The organism is Pseudophaeobacter sp. A-200-2 (genome assembly GCF_041008815.1).
GTDB lineage: Bacteria > Pseudomonadota > Alphaproteobacteria > Rhodobacterales > Rhodobacteraceae > Phycobacter > Phycobacter gallaeciensis_A.
This window is the reverse complement of the sequence record NZ_JAXGFU010000014.1, coordinates 50,326-67,182: the sequence shown is the minus strand read 5'-3', so window position 1 is coordinate 67,182 and position 16,857 is coordinate 50,326. Positions and strand designations below refer to the sequence as shown.

Here is a 16,857-nt window from a genome sequence, read left to right as displayed (position 1 = left end):
CCCGGTCAGCTGTTCCGCTGTAGCCGCAGCTTGGCAAAGAACTCGGTCCGCCGTTTCAATTCCCGTTCAAACCCGCGCTCGACGGGCTGATAGAGAACCGGGCGTTTGACGCCTTCGGGGAAATAGTTCTGCCCGGAAAAGCCATCCTCGGCATCATGATCATACTGGTAGCCCGCGCCATAGCCCTGTTCGGTCATCAGCTTGGTCGGGGCATTCATGATATGTTTCGGTGGCGGCGTGCTACCCGTTTCCTTGGCCAACCGTCGGGCGGCCTTGTAGGCCATGTAGCCCGCGTTGGTCTTTGGCGCGAGTGCCAGATAGATCACCGCCTGCGCCAGCGCCAGCTCCCCTTCCGGGCTACCGAGCCGTTCGTAGGTCTCCCAGGCTTGCAGACAGACGGCCTGCGCCTGCGGGTCCGCCAGCGCGATATCCTCGACCGCCATCCGGGTCAGCCGCCGGGCCAGAAAACGCGGATCCTCGCCGCCCTCCAGCATGCGCGCATACCAGTAAAGCGCCGCATCGGGATCCGAGCCGCGCACGGATTTGTGCAGCGCCGAGATCAGGTTGTAATGCTCCTCGCCGGATTTGTCGTATTTCGCCGCCCGCCGCATCAGCCGGGTCGCCAGCGCCTCGCGCCCGAGCGGCGCCTCAACCCGCCAGGCAGAGACCTGTTCGATCAGATTGAGCAGCGCACGCCCATCGCCATCCGCCATTTCCTGCAGCGCGTCGCGCGCATCGCCGGTCAGCGGCAGCGCCCGGCCGAGTTCCTTCTCGGCGCGCTGGGTCAGCAGTTCCAGATCCGCCAGCGGCAGGCGTTCCAGCACCAGCACCTGCGAGCGCGACAACAGAGCGGCATTCAGCTCGAAACTCGGGTTTTCGGTGGTGGCGCCGACCAGAAGGATGGTGCCATCCTCCATATGCGGCAGGAACCCGTCCTGCTGCGCCTTGTTGAAACGGTGGATCTCATCAACGAACAGCAGCGTGCCCTGTCCATTGGCGCGCCTGTGCTTGGCCGCCTCGAACACCTTCTTCAGATCCGGTACGCCAGTGAAGATGGCCGAGATCTGCACGAAATGCAGATCGGTTTCCTTAGCCAGAAGCCGCGCGATGGTGGTCTTCCCCACCCCCGGCGGCCCCCAGAACACCAATGAGGACAGCGATCCCGATGCCAGCATGACACCCAGTGGTGCCTCCGGTCCCAGCACCTGCTGCTGGCCGATCACCTCGGACAGGGAGCGCGGGCGCAGACGGTCCGCCAGCGGCCTGTTGGGTTCTTCGCCGCCGGTGGGTTGCGGCGCGTCGCTGTCAAAAAGATCTGCCATGGATCAGAGCCGGAAACGCAGGCTGACGCGCTGCCCGCGCCGCAACAGGTCGAGAACCAACCAGCCCTGCGTGCGGCCCATCAGATCGACCACATCCTGCGGCGCCGTGACCGCTTCGCCGTTGATCCCGAGCAGGACATCACCCGGTTGCAGGCCCGCGCGCGCGCCATATGGCCCCGGGTCGGCGATCACCACCCCCTCTGCCGAAAGCGGCAGCTGCATATCCACGATAAGCCGCGGGTTGATGCGCGCCACCGTCAGCCCCGGCAAGGGGCTGCGCTCCCCCAGCTGGACCGGGTTGGCCGCCGGGCTGTCCGGCGCGCTGTACATCTTGACCCGCACCACTTTTTTCTCACCGCCGCGCCAGCGCGCCACGTCCGAGCTGCCGCCGAGACCTGCAATGGTCATGCGGAACACCATTTCAGAGGGCGAATTCACCGGCTCGCCGTCGACCTCGGTCACCACATCGCCAACCTCAAACCCGGCCTTGGCAAAGGGGCTTTCGGGGTGCAGTTCGGAGATCAGCATGCCTTCGGGGCGTGGCATCCCCAGCGAGGCTGCCAGATCCGCATCCACCGGCTGCCCGGTCATCCCCGCCCAGGGGCGCTGAAAGCTTTCCGCGCCCGCGCGGGCCTGATGCAGGAACTCCCGCACCAGATTGGCCGGAATGGCAAAGCCGATGCCGTTGGATCCGCCCGAACGGCTAAGGATCCGTGTGTTGATCCCGATGAGCTCGCCATTCACGTCGATCAGCGCCCCACCAGAGTTGCCGGGATTGATCGGCGCGTCGGTCTGGATGTAATAGCCAAAACCTTCTCCGGTGCCGGTGCCCGTGCGCGCCAGCCCCGAAATGATACCGCTACTGACCGTCTGCCCCACACCAAAGGGATTGCCGATGGCCAGGGCCAATTCGCCGACCTCAACCTGATCGCTGTTGCGCAGATTGAGGAACGGCAGGCCCTCTGCATCTTCAAGCCGCAGGATCGCCAGATCGCTGGCCTGATCTGCGAGGACCACGCGGGCGTCATATTCGTGCCGGTCAGTGGTCACGACGCGGATTTCCGTCGCCATTCCAACCACGTGGTAATTCGACACAACGATGCCATCCTCGGCAAGGATCACCCCCGACCCCAATGAGTTCTGCACCCGGGGGCGCGGGTTGGAAAAACTGCGGAAGAAATCGTCAAAGAAGGGATCGCCCGCAAAAGGCGATGCCTGCGGCGCCTCGGTCACGATCTTGGCGTAGATATTGACCACTGCGGGGGCCGCCTGTTTCACAAGCGGCGCAAACCCAAGTGAAATCTCAGCCTGCGACTGCGGCACCCGCGTTTCGGCGGGGGCCTGCGTCCCCAAAGCAAGAGCCAGCATCAGAGCGGTCAAAACAGCGCGGATCATATCGCCTCCATTCCTTGGTCAGAACAGGATATGCGGAGGCTGGCAGCGGAATGCAAGCGCAGCAACGGCGCCAGTCGCGGTCCCCTGCCGGACCGGCACGCGAGGACAGAAATGAAAAAGCCCCTGCAGGCACAGCTGCAGGGGCCAGAATGACAGACCGTTGTGGCCTGTAATTTATTATTCGTCGTCGGCAGCCGCTTCGGCTTCGGCAACGCGCGCCTTGTCGGCAGCGCCCTTGGCATTTACGTCGCGGTCAACGAATTCGATGATCGCCATCGGCGCCATGTCGCCATAACGGAAGCCGGCTTTCAGGATACGGACGTAACCGCCCTGACGATCCTTGTAGCGCGGGCCCAGAACGTCGAACAGTTTCGACACATACTGGTCTTCCTTCAGACGCGAGGCGGCGTTCCGGCGGGAGTGCAGGTCGCCTTTTTTCGCCAGCGTGATCAGTTTTTCGACGATCGGACGCAGTTCTTTTGCCTTGGGCAGAGTGGTTTTAATCTGCTCATGCTCGATGAGCGAGCCAGCCATGTTTGCAAACAGAGCCTTGCGGTGCTCATGGGTGCGGTTCAGGCGGCGATATCCACGTGCGTGACGCATTTTCTAGTTCCTTCTAAAGGTTTTGCTTTGTCTGTCAGCCGATGCGTGTCAGCTGCTCTCCTTGGGGCGGGTTTGCCCTGATTGTCCCCACCAGCGTGGGCATTTGTAGTTGGGGAGGACTTGCGCCCTCCCCTTATTCTCAGAACGAATCTTCGAATTTCTTGGCCAGATCTTCGATGTTGTCCGGCGGCCAGTCCTCGACATCCATGCCAAGATGCAGGCCCATGCCCGACAGCACTTCTTTGATCTCGTTCAGCGACTTGCGGCCGAAGTTCGGCGTACGCAGCATCTCTGCTTCGGTCTTCTGGATCAGATCGCCGATGTAAACGATGTTGTCGTTCTTCAGGCAGTTTGCCGAACGCACCGACAGTTCCAGCTCGTCCACTTTCTTCAGCAGAAGCGGGTTGAACTCGAGACCATCGTCCTCGTCCTGGCGGCCAGCCGATTCCGGCTCGTCGAAGTTGACGAAGATCGACAGTTGGTCCTGCAGGATGCGCGCAGCATAGGCCACGGCGTCGTCCGGCGTAACGGAACCATCGGTTTCAACCTTCATGGTCAGCTTGTCATAATCCAGAACCTGACCTTCACGGGTCGGCTGAACGTCGTAGGAGACCTTTTTCACCGGCGAGTAGATCGCATCGATCGGGATCAGACCGATGGGTGCGTCTTCCGGCTTGTTCTTCTCTGCCGAAACGTAGCCTTTACCGGTGTTGACGGTCAGTTCCATGAACAGGTCCGCACCATCGTCGAGGTGGCAGATCACGTGGTCACGGTTCAGAACTTCGATACCGGCGCTTTCCGAGATATCACCAGCGGTGACAACTGCGGGGCCTTTGGCATTGATCGACAGGCGCTTGGGGCCTTCGACTTCCATGCGCAGCGACACACCTTTTAGGTTCAGGATGATGTCGGTGACATCTTCGCGAACGCCAGCGACGCTGGAGAATTCGTGCAGAACATTGTCGATCTGAACGCTGGTGATGGCCGCGCCTTGCAGCGAGCTCATCAGGACGCGACGCAGTGCGTTGCCCAGTGTCAGACCAAAACCACGCTCAAGCGGCTCTGCAACGATGGTTGCCTGCCGTGCGGGGTCATTGCCCGGCTTCACGTCAAGCTGTGTCGGCTTGATCAGCTCTGCCCAGTTTTTATGGATCATGCAGTCCCTCCATTCCTGTCCGTACCCCATGTCCGAAGGTGCAGACGCCCGAGGTTTAAAATGACGCACTGGGGCCCGACAAATCAAGCGGGGCCCCAGCGAAAGTCGTAAATAATTAGACGCGGCGGCGCTTTGGCGGGCGGCAGCCGTTGTGCGCGATCGGGGTCACGTCACGGATCGAGGTGATGTTGAACCCGATTGCGGCCAGGGCGCGCAGTGCGGATTCACGACCCGAACCGGGGCCCTGAACTTCGACTTCGAGGGTTTTAACACCGTGATCCTGAGCTTTTTTGCCTGCATCTTCTGCAGCCATCTGCGCCGCATAAGGCGTGGACTTACGGGAGCCCTTGAAGCCCATGGTGCCAGCGGAGGACCAGGAAATCGCGTTACCCTGAACGTCAGAGATCAGGATTTTGGTGTTGTTGAACGAAGAGTTCACATGTGCAACGCCGGTGGCGATGTTCTTGCGCTCTTTACGCTTCGTGCGGGATTTATCGCGTGCCATTGATCAAACCCTCCCTTACTTCTTCTTACCAGCGATGGCCTTTGCGGGGCCTTTGCGGGTGCGAGCGTTGGTGTGGGTCCGCTGACCGCGAACGGGCAGGTTACGACGGTGGCGCAGGCCACGGTAGCTACCCAGGTCCATCAGACGCTTGATGTTCATGGTCACTTCGCGACGCAGGTCACCTTCAACGGTGTAGTTTGCGTCGATGTGCTCACGGATGGCCAGAACTTCGGAGTCGGACAGCTCGTTGACGCGACGGGTTGCGTCGATGCCAACGGCTTCACAGATGGCTTTCGCCGAAGTGTTGCCGATTCCGGTGATATAGGTGAGGGCGATGGGGACCCGTTTGGCAGTCGGGATGTTTACGCCGGCAATACGTGCCACGTGTCACTTTCCTTTTCGTTGCGGTTCCGTAACTCCAGAACCTTTTTTCACAACACCTGATGACGCCCCGAGAGGCTTTTCATCAGATAATGTATCGAGGTACTCACGCGGCACGGAATCGGGCCGCCTGGATTGATTCCCAAGAGGGATGGGCTTCCCTATTGAGAATTCCGCATGTCGTCAACCCGGCGCCCGGCGGAAACGTCAAAGTTTATGGGCCCAGGGGCAACATCCCTCCCCGACACCTGCGTGGTGCCCGGATGGCGTCAATCCGTGCAGGAATAGAACCGCGTCGTGTATTCGTTGCTGTCGAACAGTGCGATCTCCCCCGGGGCTTCTTCACTCATCACGAAGGTGAACAGGGTTGGCATGAAAACCGGACCGGGCGTCTGGCAATGCCCCACATGGGTCGTGACTTGATACCCGTCCCAATGATACTGCAGATCCGGATCGAAACTGCAGAAATACTCCATTGAGCTGAAGCCGTCCTCCTCCAGGATCAGCCCACCGTCATTGGCAAAATCCATCAGCTGGTCCTGCTCCTCCGCGTTTGTCGGGCAGGCGGCAGGATCATTGACGAAATAACGCTCGGCAAATCCGGGGGACGTCGTCGCCATACAGAGAACAGCCGCGGCGGTGATCATGGAACGGGTGGGTGTCGTCATTGGCAAGGTCCTATTACAAGATCCGCCCACCCTCTCCTGTTCGCCTTTCCAAAACGAAAAGAGCCGGGACATGCCCGGCTCTTTTTTCATTCTGTGCTGACATTTCAGATCAGCCGAGGACCTTGGCGATAGAGGCCTGAACCTCGTCGATGGATGCCAGACCGTCGATCTTGTTCAGCTTGCCCTTGGCATAATAGTAGCCGATCAGCGGCGAGGTTTTCTTGTAGTATTCCATCAGACGGGTCTTGAGGCTTTCCTCGTTGTCGTCCGCGCGCCGCTTGATGTTGCCGCTGCCGCAGTTGGCGCATTTGCCATCGGCGGGCCAGGGTTTGGTTTCATCATGGTAGACTTCACCACAATCGCCGCAGGTCGACCGCCCGGTGATCCGCGCCACCAGCGCTGCATCGTCCACCGCCATTTCAACAACGGCGTCCAGGCTCTGCCCCATCTCGGCCAAAAGGTCGGTCAGGGCATCTGCCTGCCCCAGTGTGCGCGGGAAGCCGTCAAAGATGAAACCACCCTCGGCGCCTTCGGCAATCTTTTCGCGGATCAGACCAATTACGATCTCATCCGTGACCAGCTCACCGCGGGCGATGACCTCGGCCACCTTCTTGCCCATCTCGCTGCCGCTGGCTTGTGCATCGCGCAGCATGTCGCCAGTGCTGAGCTGTACCATGCCCCGGGTTTCGACCAGATGACGGGCCTGCGTGCCCTTACCCGCGCCCGGCGGGCCCAAAAGAATAATATTCATCGACGAGCGGGCCCCCGTTTTGTGCGTTTCTTGCTGCGGCCACGCAGCTGGCTTTTCTCGATCAGACCTTCGTACTGGTGCGCCAGAAGATGGCTTTGCGCTTGCTGGATCGTGTCCATGGTGACCGAGACAACAATCAGAACCGAGGTGCCGCCAAAGTAGACCGGAATGGCGAACTGACCGCGCAGGATTTCCGGCAGCAGGCAGACAGCCGCCAGATAGGCCGAGCCCAGAACCAGAACGCGGTTCACAACGTATTCGATGTACTCAGCGGTTTTCTTGCCGGGACGGATGCCTGGGACAAAGCCGTTCTGGTTCTTCAGGTTCGTCGCCACTTCATCAGGTTTGAAGGAGACGTTGAAGGTGTAGAAATACGCGAAGAACACGATCATCGACACGAAGAACAAGAGGTACAGCGGCTGACCGGGGCCAAAGTTGGCCAGCAGCCAGGACATCACCGGACCAGAGGCCGAACCCGCCGAGAAGGTGGAGATGGTGGTCGGCAGCAGCAGCAGCGAGGAGGCGAAGATCGCCGGGATCACGCCCGCCGGGTTCACCTTGACCGGCAGGTGCGACGAGCCGCCATCATAGACCTTCATGCCCACCTGACGGCGGGGGTATTGAATGTGAATCTTGCGCAGGGCGCGTTCCATGAAGACCACGAACATGATTACCGCGACAACCATCACGATCACGCCGATCAGAACCGCCGGGCTGATGGCACCGGAGCGGCCGGAAGCAAAGAACTGCGCGATGGCTGCGGGAACCTCGGCGATAATGCCGACAAAGATGATCAGGGAGATACCGTTACCGATGCCCCGCTGGGTGATCTGCTCGCCCAGCCACATCAGGAACATGGTGCCGCCCACCAGGGTAATCATGCAGGCCAGACGGAAGTACATGCCCGGATCGGTCGCAAGATCGCCCGATTCCAGCGAGACCGCCAGACCATAGGCCTGCGCCGTTGCCAGCGCGACGGTGCCGTAACGGGTGTACTGGTTGATCTTCTTGCGGCCCTGGTCGCCTTCTTTTTTCAGCTGTTCCAGCGCCGGAACCATGGAGGTGAGCAGCTGAACGATGATCGATGCCGAGATGTAAGGCATGATCCCGAGGGCAAAAATGCCCATCCGTCCAAGCGCACCGCCGGTAAACATCGACACCATGCCGCCGATGCCCTGCCCCGCCGACTCCATAAATTCGCGCAGTGCCGAGGCATCAATGCCCGGGACCGGAATGAATGTGCCAAGACGGTAGACGATCAATAGGCCGAGGGTGAACAGGATGCGGTTGCGCAGATCCTTGGCCTTGCCGAGCGCGGACCAGCTGGTGTTCGCCGCCATTTGTTCTGCTGCTGATACCATGAAATGGGTCTCTTTTTGCGAAAACGCCGCCCGGAACCGTTTTCCGGCTCGGGCGGCGTATGGAAAAACTGTGACCTATGTAAGCGGCATCGGCGCCGCTCACAAGCCGTTACTCAGCAGCAGCTGCTGTCGCCACGGTCAGGGTGCCGCCCGCTTTTTCAACTGCCGCGATGGCAGATTTGGACGCGCCGGTCACGGTGATGTTGGATTTGGCCGAGAAATCGCCTTTGGCCAGGATCCGCACACCGTCTTTTTTGCGGCGCAGCAGGCCCGATTCGACCAGCGAATCTTCGGTGATGGTTGCCGCGTCCAGCTTGCCCGCGTCGATGAACTTCTGGATCAGGCCCAGGTTCACAACAGCGAAAGTCTTGCGGTTCGGCTTGGTGAAGCCACGCTTAGGCAGACGTTGGTAGAGGGGCATCTGGCCGCCTTCGTAGCCATTGATCGAAACACCCGAACGGGATTTCTGACCTTTGATACCACGGCCACCCATTTTGCCTTTGCCGGAACCCGGGCCACGGGCCACACGGGTGCGTTTCTTGGCGGCGCCGGGATTGTCGCGCAGTTCATGAAGTTTCATATCGCTTCTCCTTGCCGGATGTGACCCCTGAAGCGTAAGCGGGCCAACCTCGGCTCTTCTTGATTGTTGATTCTGTGGCTTGGATTGCCACCGGGGGCGTATAGACGCTGTGCCGGGCGATATCAAGCCCTGCCTCCGGGTACGCCCCCCCCATGTCCGCTACAGGCTTCCCGCGCAAGGCGACGCCGGACAAATTAAAAACGCCCCTGCGCAGGGCAGAGGCGTCTTTCGATCCCGGCCAGTCCGGGGGAGGCAATAAGTCAGGCCGGGCTATGGTGTCCGATCAGTTGCCGTAAGCGTGCAGCCGGGCAATGTTGCTGATATCGCAGCGCCGCACGCCGATATCGGCCAGCTCGCGGTTGGACAGGTTTTCCAGTTCCGCATAGGTGCGCCGGTATTCGGACCGGCGGGCCAGAGTGGTGCGGAAGTTCGCAACTGCGGCGCGGATGCGGGCGCCAAAGGAATAGGTCTGGGTAGCGGAAGTTGTATAGGCCATCGTCGTCGTCCTTGATCTCGGCAAAACCGGGATCCCTTCCCGGCTGGTCGTTCATGTCTGTTTTGTGACACCGGGGAGATAGGTCGCATTTCATGACCTAACAACCGACACTAGCGTTTGACCGCTATGCGTTTTCGGAATGGCTATAAAACAGGCGATAATGGGGATTTTGCCCCCATCCGTGCAGATAATCGCAAATCTCCCGAGAAATCCGTTGAGTTACGTGAACTGCTTCACACTTCGCGCTTGCACATCGTGATAGCGGGCAGCGAATTGTAACAGTTTTTTAACAAGGCGGTTTCGGAATGATTGCGAGTCGGGACCTCGGTATAGCAACCTCTTATCTCAACTCAGGCGCCTACAAACCGGCCCTGAAGATTGCAAAACGCCTGCAAAAATCCCATCCGCGAGACCCGCAGCCGTGCAACATTGCCGGTATCTGTCTCTCAGCCATGAACAAGCTGCCCGAGGCGATCGCTCAGTTTCAGCGCGCGATGAAGATTGACCCCGGCTTTGTTGACGCCCGGCACAACCTTGCACAGACGTTGATTCTGGCAGGGCGCCACACGCAGGCCATCAGGGTCGTCGAACCCTTGCGTGACGGCGACGCGACAGCCTGTTTTTTTCTGGCTCAGGCCCATGTGCAACTGGGCGATCTCACCGCGGCAGAGGTTGCGATCAATCAAGCGGTGACCTTGCGCCCGTCATTTGCACCTGCCCAGAATCTGCGCGGCCTGATCCTTGCCAACCTCGGCGAAGAGACGGATGCGATCGCGGCCTACGAAGCGGCGCTATCGCTTGATCCCAACAACGTGGAGGCCCTCGTCAACATCAGCCTCCCGCTGGCCCGCCAGAACAGACACGCCGAAGGCCACGAGATGGTTGAACGCGCCGTTCAGCTCGCGCCCGAGCACATTGGTGCCCGGCTCCGGCTCGGAACCTCATTCATCGAGGCCGGACGGTTCGAAGAGGCCAAAGAACAATTCCGGGCTGTCCTGGCCCTGCAGCCCGCGCAGACACAGGCGTTTGAACAATTGTCGCTGTTGCTCGACAGGGACGAGATGAAAACCCTGGTCGGCCCCGCACAAAAGGCGCTCGGCAAACTCCGCTCAGGCTCGGTCGAAGCTGCCGAACTGCAGTTTGCCTTATCCCGGATCGAAGATGCCACGGGCGACCGGCAGGCCGCCGCCAAGGCGCGCGAGCGTGCAAACGGTATCCTTGCAAAACAAATGCCCTATGACGCAGAGGAGGACACCCGGCAGACTGAGCGCATCCTGAGCCGCTTTCCGGACATCACTCCCTCTCCGACCGACAAACCCGACGGACCATATCCCATCTACGTCCTCGGCCTACCCCGCTCCGGCACCTCGCTGGTCGAGGCAATGCTGAGCCGCCTGCCAAATGTGGAAACGATGGGCGAACGCGCGGCAACCGGGTTTCTGGTTCAGGATTTCGTGAGCAACGACATTCCGTTTGATGCCGAGGCGGCGCGCATCTTTGCCCATAAAGATGCAGCGCGGCTGCCCCCCTGCCCTGACGATACGCGCGCCTATGTCGACAAGATGCCGGAAAACTACCGCTACATAGGGTTTCTCAAAACGGCCTATCCGCATTGCAAGATCGTGCACGTACGGCGTGACCCACGCGACGTGGCCTTGTCGATGTGGAAATCGCACTTCACCGGTACAGCCCTGTCCTACACCTACGACCAGACGGGTCTGGCATGGCGCGTCGGCCTATATGCGCGCCTCATGCATCACTGGCAAACCGTATTCCCGGATCAGATCCTGACGGTCGACTACGAAGACCTTGTTGCAGACCCGGTGGCGGGCAGCCGCGCAATCGCAGATTATTGTGGGCTGGAATGGTTACCGGAAATGGCCGCGCCGGAAGGTAGCAGCGCCCCGACCCTGACGATGAGCGCCTCGCAGATCCGCCAGCCGGTTCACCAAAGATCCATTGGCGGTTGGCGTACGCAGGCCGATGAACTGGCTGAATTCCTTGAGGCCCTAGACACGAGCCTGTGGCCGGACCTGGCGGACTGATCTGACGCCTCCGCGCCATCTCACTTTTCGCAACCCTCAGCAGAGACCGTTCAAACGAAAAACGCCCCCGCAATGCGGAGGCGTTTGTCAGGCTATGCCGGGTAAGGCTTAGCCTTTTTCTTCAACGATCTCGACCATGTGCGAAATCTTGTTGATCATGCCACGCACGGCCGGGGTGTCTTCCAGCTCGCGGGTTTTATGCATCTTGTTGAGGCCCAGACCGATCAGCGTCTGACGCTGTTTGGCGGGGCGACGGATCGGGGAGCCGATCTGCTTTACAACGATGGTTTTAGCCATGTGTCCGTCTCCTTACGCTTCAGCGGCTTCGGCAGCCGGTGCTTCGTCCCGCTTGGGCAGGATGTCGGCGACCTTTTTGCCACGACGCTGTGCAACGGCACGCGGGCTCTGCTCTTTGGTCAGGCCGTTGATGGTTGCGCGGATCATGTTGTAGGGGTTCTGCGAGCCGATCGACTTGGACACAACGTCCTTGACGCCCAGCATTTCGAACACGGCACGCATCGGACCACCGGCGATGATACCGGTACCTTCCGGAGCGGTGCGCATGACGACCTTGCCGGCACCGTGACGACCGTTCATGTCGTGGTGCAGGGTGCGGCCTTCTTTCAGCGGCACACGGATCATCTGACGCTTGGCCTGCTCGGTCGCCTTACGGATGGCCTCGGGCACTTCTTTCGCCTTACCCTTGCCAAAGCCGACGCGGCCTTTCTGATCGCCTACGACGACGAGCGCGGCAAAGCCGAAGCGCTTACCGCCTTTAACGGTTTTCGACACGCGGTTGATCGCAACCAGGCGATCTGCAAATTCCGGTGTTTCTTCTTCGCGGCGGCCACGGCCACGGCGGTTTTCACGTTCTGCCATGAGGCATTCCTTTCTGACTGGCGCGTCCAACAGGCGGGGCGCCGGTTATCTCAATCCTGGTGAGGGACCCCATGCAGGCTCCCTCCCGGATCATCGGGGCGGCGAATTCGCCGCCCGCAAGTCTTAGATCTTCAGACCACCTTCACGCGCAGCGTCGGCCAGGGCCTTCACCTTGCCGTGGAACAGGAAGCCGCCACGATCGAAATAGGCCTCGGAGACGCCTGCCGCCTTGGCGCGCTCGGCGATAACCGAACCCACTTTGGTGGCTGCTTCGACGTTGTTCTTGCCAACGAAGCCGAGATCTTTTTCCAGGGTCGAGGCCGCTGCCAGGGTCTTGCCCTGCACATCGTCGATCAGCTGAACCGAGATGTTCTTGTTCGAGCGGTGCACGGACAGGCGTACACGGCCTGCGTTGACCTTGCGAAGTTTGTTCCGGACGCGCAGGCGACGCTTCAGAAACAGGGTACGTTTGCTGTTTGCCATTTTGCTTGTCCTTACTTCTTCTTGCCTTCCTTGCGGAAGATAAACTCACCCTTGTAGCGGATGCCTTTGCCTTTGTAGGGCTCGGGACGGCGCCATTCGCGGATTTTCGCCGCGACTTCGCCCACCTGCTGCTGGTCGTTACCTTCCACAACGATTTCGGTCTGCTTCGGTGCGGTAATGGTGATACCTTCCGGAGCAACGAAGTCGACGTCGTGGCTGTAGCCGAGGTTCAGTTTCAGGGTGTTGCCCTGAACCTGCGCCCGGTAACCCACACCCTGGATCTCCAGCTCTTTTTTGAAGCCGGTGGTCACGCCGGTCACGAGGTTCGCGACCATGGTGCGGGACATGCCCCACTGCTGACGGGCACGTTTGGACTTGCCGCGCGGCTCGACCATTACAACGTTGTCGTCAACGGACAGGGTGACGTCGTCGGTGGCGGTGAAGCTACGGGTCCCTTTCGGGCCTTTCACTTCTACGGTCTGGCCGGATACCGAAGCGGAAACGCCGCTGGGCAGTGCGACCGGTTTTTTACCAATACGGGACATCTGTAAGCCTCCTTAGAAGACGGTGCAGAGCACTTCGCCGCCGACGTTGGCTGCGCGTGCGTTTGCGTCCGACATCACACCCTTGGGGGTGGAGACAATCGACACGCCCAAGCCCTGACGGACCGACGGGATGTCATTGACGCCCATGTAAACGCGACGACCGGGTTTGGAAACCCGCTTCAGTTCACGAATGACAGGTTCGCCATCGAAGTATTTCAGGCTGATTTCAATAGCCGGGTGGCCATTTTCACCAGTGGTCTTCTCATAGCCGCGGATGTAGCCCTCGTCCGCCAGCACATCCAGAACCCATGCCCGCAGCTTGGAAGCCGGGGTCAGGACGGTGGATTTACCGCGCAGCTGAGAGTTACGGATACGGGTGAGCATATCGCCGATAGGATCGTTCATATCTGTCTCTCCCTTACCAGCTCGATTTCACCATGCCGGGGATCTGGCCGTTCGAGCCCAGTTCCCGCAGAGCGATACGGCTGATCTTCAGCTTACGATAGTAAGCGTGCGGACGGCCGGTCAGCTGGCAGCGATTGTGCAGACGAGTTGCCGACGAGTTGCGCGGCAGTTTCGCCAGTTTCAGACGCGCTTTGAAACGCTCTTCCATCGGGCGGTTTTCGTCATTCGCGATTTCTTTCAACTCGGCGCGCTTTGCGGCATATTGTGCCACCAGGCGCTCGCGCTTCTTTTCGCGTTCGATCATGCTTTTCTTAGCCATGTCTCTTCCTTCCCGCGCTTAGCTGTTGAAGGGCATGTTGAAAGCTTTCAACAGCGCCTTTGCTTCCGCGTCGGTTTTCGCGGTGGTGGCAATCACAATGTCCATGCCCCAGGGCTCATCGATCTTATCGAAATCGATTTCCGGGAACACCATGTGCTCTTTCAGGCCCATGGCGTAGTTGCCACGACCGTCGAACGAGTTACCCGATACGCCGCGGAAGTCACGGATACGAGGCATTGCGATGGTGATCAGGCGGTCCAGGAATTCGTACATCCGTTCGCCGCGCAGGGTCACCTTGGCGCCCATCGGCATGCCTTCGCGAACGCGGAAACCGGCGATGGAGTTCTTGGCCACAGTGGTCAGAGCTTTCTGGCCCGCGATTGCGGTCAGGTCAGCCTGGGCCGACTTGGCTTTCTTGCTGTCTTTGACGGCAGCACGACCACAGCCGATGTTCAGAACGATCTTGTCCAGCTTGGGGATCATCATCTCGTTCTTGTAGCCGAATTCCTCTTTCAGGGCGCCACGGATGGTGTCCTTGTAGAGATCCTTCAGACGCGGGGTGTAGTTAGCGGAATCAAGCATCGATCACGTCCCCCGTGGTCTTGGCAAAACGCACTTTCTTGTCGCCTTCCATGCGGAAGCCAACGCGGGTTGCTTTGCCGTTTGCGTCCAGCAGAGCCAGGTTCGACAGGTCGATCGGCAGTGCCTTGGGCAGGCGGCCGCCCTGTGCAGTCTGGGACTGACGGGTGTGACGGATCGCCATGTTCACGCCGTCAACAACGGCTTTACCGGCTTTGGGGTCAACGGAGGCGATGGTGCCTTCTTTGCCCTTGTCCTTACCGGCCAGCACGACGACCTTGTCGCCTTTGCGGAGTTTAGCAGCCATGATTACAGCACCTCCGGAGCAAGCGAGATGATTTTCATGAAGTTCTTCGCGCGCAGCTCACGAACAACCGGGCCAAAGATACGGGTACCGACCGGCTCGTTGTTGTTGTTCAGGATAACGGCAGCGTTGCGATCGAAACGGATCGCGGTACCGTCTTCGCGGCGGACTTCTTTGGCGGTACGTACGACGACGGCCTTACGGACGTCACCTTTCTTTACGCGACCGCGCGGGATGGCTTCCTTGACCGAGACGACGATGATGTCGCCAACGGATGCGTATTTACGCTTGGAACCACCCAGAACCTTGATGCACTGAACTCGGCGAGCGCCGGAGTTGTCAGCAACATCCAGATTTGTTTGCATCTGGATCATGTGGTTTCTCCCGACCTTTGGGGCAGCGATGCGTGCTGTGATCCCCCAGGGTTTCGACTGTGCTAAAAAGCCTAGTCGCCAGGAGCCTCAAGTGAGGCTCTTAGGCTTCCAGAACTTCCCAGCGTTTCGTTTTCGATTTCGGCGCGCATTCGATGATGCGTACGGTGTCGCCGACCTTGAAAGCGTTCTTTTCATCGTGAGCCCGATACTTCTTGGACTTACGGATGGTTTTCTTCAGAACCGGATGCGTAAAGCGGCGCTCGACGGAAACGGTAACGGTTTGTGCGTTTGCGTCGCTGGTCACAACGCCTTGCAGGATACGTTTGGGCATCTCAGAGGCTCCTTATTCAGCTGCCGCAGCGGCTTTTTCATTCAGGATGGTTTTAACACGGGCTGCGTTACGGCGCGCGTTGCGCACTGCAGCGGTGTTCTCCAGCTGACCGGTTGCCTGCTGAAAGCGCAGGTTGAAGCTCTCTTTTTTCATGGATGCAAGCAGATCGCGGAGTTCATCCACGGTCTTTTCGCGCAGATCATTGGCGTTCATCGCCTTTGTTCCTTTTCCTTGGCACCAGAGGGCCCCTTTTGATGGGTCACCCTTACGTCTGGTGGGTTATGTAGCCCGCGCCCGAAGAGTTCAGGGCACAGAAAATGGATCACCGCGACTCATCACTGAGCGCGGTGATGGGTTCATATAGGAGAGTTGGTGGTTGGGGGCAAGGGAAAGATGCAGCTTGTGCCAAACGGGCGGCAGAGAACCACACAAGTCTATGCGCACAACTCAGTACGCCGTTTAAAGTCAGCCTGGAACGGGCTGATGCCCGGGCCGCGCCCAACCCTCCCGACAGGGAGGTGCTTCACGCCCGCCCAGGGTCAGGCACTGCACTCATGTTGCGCAAATCCCAAGCAAGCAATGGACTCCGCCCGTTCGCGCCTGAAATGATCCCCCAGATCATTTCCAAGACGGCGCTCACTCCCACTTATAGTTGAAGCTCACCGAAATCCGCTCTTCCTCGGCCATGTTCAGCGGCACCTCGTGGCGGATGAAGCTCTCCCAGAGCAGCACATCGCCCACCTTGGGGGACTGGTAGACGAAGGTCTTCAGCTCCTGGCGGCAGTCCTTGCGGCGTGGCGGGTGGGCCATCATCATCGCGTGGCGCGGGTCTTCCAGCTTTAGGGCGCTAGCGCCTTCGGGCATCGACACATATGTGGTGCCGGAGATCACCGAATGCGGGTGGATATGGCTGGCGTGTGTACCGCCCTCGGGCAGAATGTTGATCCAGAGATCCTCCAGCACCAACGCGCGATCATCCAGATCCAGTTCCAGGTCCTCAGCAAAAGCCGCCACATGGGCATCCAGCGATCTCACCAAATCGGCGAAGATCGGGAACCGCCAGGGCAGATCCGTCAGCGAGGCATAGGAGGTATAGCCGGGATAGCCGTTCTCCTCGCACCAGTCCTGTCCGGCTTCATCATCACCAGCGATGACAAGGCAGGAGTTTTCAAGTTCGCCTGCGTCGATGCTCGGTTCGTGTTCGGACAATGCAGCGCGGTAGAGACGGGTAACGAAGAGAGAGTCGATCTGTGCCATAGCTGCCTTTTATCCTCGCCCGGCGCACTATTGCGAGTCCCAATTGGCTGCACCCCGCGCAATGGAACCCACTCCGGACAACGTCCGCCACATCGGGACATATATCAGCACGGCCAGC

Annotated in this window: 24 protein-coding genes; 1 reads left to right on the top strand and 23 read right to left on the bottom strand. The window is 59.7% G+C overall.

All coding sequences use genetic code 11. The features are described 5' to 3' along the window. Positions 1-5: 5 nt before the first annotated feature. The 11 genes from SM766_RS18795 to SM766_RS18745 form a co-directional block, all read right to left on the bottom strand. The gene (locus SM766_RS18795; RefSeq protein ID WP_274830246.1) at positions 6-1,322 is read right to left on the bottom strand and encodes a replication-associated recombination protein A; all 1,317 of its coding nucleotides are present in this window, start codon (positions 1,320-1,322) and stop codon (positions 6-8) included. 3 nt (positions 1,323-1,325) lie between these two features. Next, the gene (locus tag SM766_RS18790) at positions 1,326-2,717 is read right to left on the bottom strand and encodes a trypsin-like peptidase domain-containing protein (RefSeq protein WP_368948756.1); all 1,392 of its coding nucleotides are present in this window, start codon (positions 2,715-2,717) and stop codon (positions 1,326-1,328) included. A 177-nt stretch (positions 2,718-2,894) separates the two neighbouring features. Then, positions 2,895-3,320, bottom strand: coding sequence for a 50S ribosomal protein L17 (rplQ, locus tag SM766_RS18785; RefSeq protein WP_065271446.1), 426 nt, complete (start codon positions 3,318-3,320; stop codon positions 2,895-2,897). A gap of 139 nt (positions 3,321-3,459) precedes the next feature. Next, complete coding sequence (locus SM766_RS18780) at positions 3,460-4,476, bottom strand: DNA-directed RNA polymerase subunit alpha (protein ID WP_065271447.1); 1,017 nt, start codon at positions 4,474-4,476, stop codon at positions 3,460-3,462. 115 nt (positions 4,477-4,591) lie between these two features. Beyond that, positions 4,592-4,981 (bottom strand): 30S ribosomal protein S11, encoded by a 390-nt coding sequence (gene rpsK, locus SM766_RS18775; protein WP_065271448.1) that lies wholly within the window; start codon positions 4,979-4,981, stop codon positions 4,592-4,594. A gap of 15 nt (positions 4,982-4,996) precedes the next feature. After that, a complete protein-coding gene (rpsM, locus tag SM766_RS18770; RefSeq protein WP_065271449.1) occupies positions 4,997-5,365 on the bottom strand; it encodes a 30S ribosomal protein S13 in 369 nt (122 codons plus the stop codon). 266 nt (positions 5,366-5,631) lie between these two features. Then, complete coding sequence (locus SM766_RS18765; protein ID WP_368948755.1) at positions 5,632-6,030, bottom strand: hypothetical protein; 399 nt, start codon at positions 6,028-6,030, stop codon at positions 5,632-5,634. Between the two features lie 109 nt (positions 6,031-6,139). Further along, positions 6,140-6,781, bottom strand: coding sequence for an adenylate kinase (locus SM766_RS18760; protein WP_368948754.1), 642 nt, complete (start codon positions 6,779-6,781; stop codon positions 6,140-6,142). After that, entirely contained in the window at positions 6,778-8,142 is a 1,365-nt protein-coding gene (secY, locus tag SM766_RS18755; protein WP_274834265.1) for a preprotein translocase subunit SecY, read from the bottom strand. Before secY ends, SM766_RS18760 begins: the two co-directional genes overlap by 4 nt. A gap of 109 nt (positions 8,143-8,251) precedes the next feature. Further along, positions 8,252-8,722 carry a 50S ribosomal protein L15 gene (gene rplO / locus SM766_RS18750; protein ID WP_065271453.1) on the bottom strand — a complete coding sequence of 157 codons (471 nt, stop codon included), beginning with the start codon at positions 8,720-8,722 and terminating at the stop codon, positions 8,252-8,254. A gap of 283 nt (positions 8,723-9,005) precedes the next feature. Next, positions 9,006-9,218, bottom strand: a complete 213-nt coding sequence (locus SM766_RS18745; RefSeq protein ID WP_065271454.1) for a DUF1127 domain-containing protein — start codon at positions 9,216-9,218, stop codon at positions 9,006-9,008. 452 nt (positions 9,219-9,670) lie between these two features. Here SM766_RS18745 and SM766_RS18740 point away from each other — a divergent pair, with 452 nt between their 5' ends. Continuing rightward, on the top strand, positions 9,671-11,263 hold the full coding sequence (locus SM766_RS18740) for a sulfotransferase (RefSeq protein WP_368948753.1): 1,593 nt from the start codon (positions 9,671-9,673) through the stop codon (positions 11,261-11,263). 108 nt (positions 11,264-11,371) lie between these two features. On the opposite strand, the gene rpmD is transcribed toward SM766_RS18740, so the two are convergent. From rpmD to SM766_RS18680, 12 genes are all read right to left on the bottom strand, one after another. Then, positions 11,372-11,560: a 50S ribosomal protein L30 gene (gene rpmD / locus SM766_RS18735; RefSeq protein WP_065271456.1), complete on the bottom strand. Its 189-nt coding sequence runs from the start codon at positions 11,558-11,560 to the stop codon at positions 11,372-11,374. A 12-nt stretch (positions 11,561-11,572) separates the two neighbouring features. Then, positions 11,573-12,142 (bottom strand): 30S ribosomal protein S5, encoded by a 570-nt coding sequence (gene rpsE / locus SM766_RS18730; protein ID WP_065271457.1) that lies wholly within the window; start codon positions 12,140-12,142, stop codon positions 11,573-11,575. 123 nt (positions 12,143-12,265) lie between these two features. Then, positions 12,266-12,625: a 50S ribosomal protein L18 gene (gene rplR / locus SM766_RS18725; RefSeq protein WP_065271458.1), complete on the bottom strand. Its 360-nt coding sequence runs from the start codon at positions 12,623-12,625 to the stop codon at positions 12,266-12,268. Positions 12,626-12,636: 11 nt separating this feature from the next. Further along, positions 12,637-13,170: a 50S ribosomal protein L6 gene (rplF, locus tag SM766_RS18720; RefSeq protein WP_065271459.1), complete on the bottom strand. Its 534-nt coding sequence runs from the start codon at positions 13,168-13,170 to the stop codon at positions 12,637-12,639. 12 nt (positions 13,171-13,182) lie between these two features. Continuing rightward, positions 13,183-13,575, bottom strand: a complete 393-nt coding sequence (rpsH, locus tag SM766_RS18715) for a 30S ribosomal protein S8 (protein WP_065271460.1) — start codon at positions 13,573-13,575, stop codon at positions 13,183-13,185. Between the two features lie 13 nt (positions 13,576-13,588). Continuing rightward, positions 13,589-13,894: a 30S ribosomal protein S14 gene (gene rpsN, locus SM766_RS18710; RefSeq protein ID WP_065271461.1), complete on the bottom strand. Its 306-nt coding sequence runs from the start codon at positions 13,892-13,894 to the stop codon at positions 13,589-13,591. A gap of 18 nt (positions 13,895-13,912) precedes the next feature. Then, a complete protein-coding gene (rplE, locus tag SM766_RS18705; protein WP_065271462.1) occupies positions 13,913-14,476 on the bottom strand; it encodes a 50S ribosomal protein L5 in 564 nt (187 codons plus the stop codon). Beyond that, on the bottom strand, positions 14,469-14,780 hold the full coding sequence (gene rplX, locus SM766_RS18700; protein ID WP_065271463.1) for a 50S ribosomal protein L24: 312 nt from the start codon (positions 14,778-14,780) through the stop codon (positions 14,469-14,471). Before rplX ends, rplE begins: the two co-directional genes overlap by 8 nt. A gap of 2 nt (positions 14,781-14,782) precedes the next feature. After that, on the bottom strand, positions 14,783-15,151 hold the full coding sequence (gene rplN, locus SM766_RS18695; protein WP_005621870.1) for a 50S ribosomal protein L14: 369 nt from the start codon (positions 15,149-15,151) through the stop codon (positions 14,783-14,785). A 100-nt stretch (positions 15,152-15,251) separates the two neighbouring features. Then, the gene (rpsQ, locus tag SM766_RS18690) at positions 15,252-15,482 is read right to left on the bottom strand and encodes a 30S ribosomal protein S17 (protein WP_008555996.1); all 231 of its coding nucleotides are present in this window, start codon (positions 15,480-15,482) and stop codon (positions 15,252-15,254) included. A gap of 12 nt (positions 15,483-15,494) precedes the next feature. Beyond that, complete coding sequence (rpmC, locus tag SM766_RS18685) at positions 15,495-15,695, bottom strand: 50S ribosomal protein L29 (protein WP_065271464.1); 201 nt, start codon at positions 15,693-15,695, stop codon at positions 15,495-15,497. 423 nt (positions 15,696-16,118) lie between these two features. Then, on the bottom strand, positions 16,119-16,739 hold the full coding sequence (locus SM766_RS18680) for a TIGR02466 family protein (protein ID WP_368948750.1): 621 nt from the start codon (positions 16,737-16,739) through the stop codon (positions 16,119-16,121). Between the last annotated feature and the right edge of the window lie 118 nt (positions 16,740-16,857).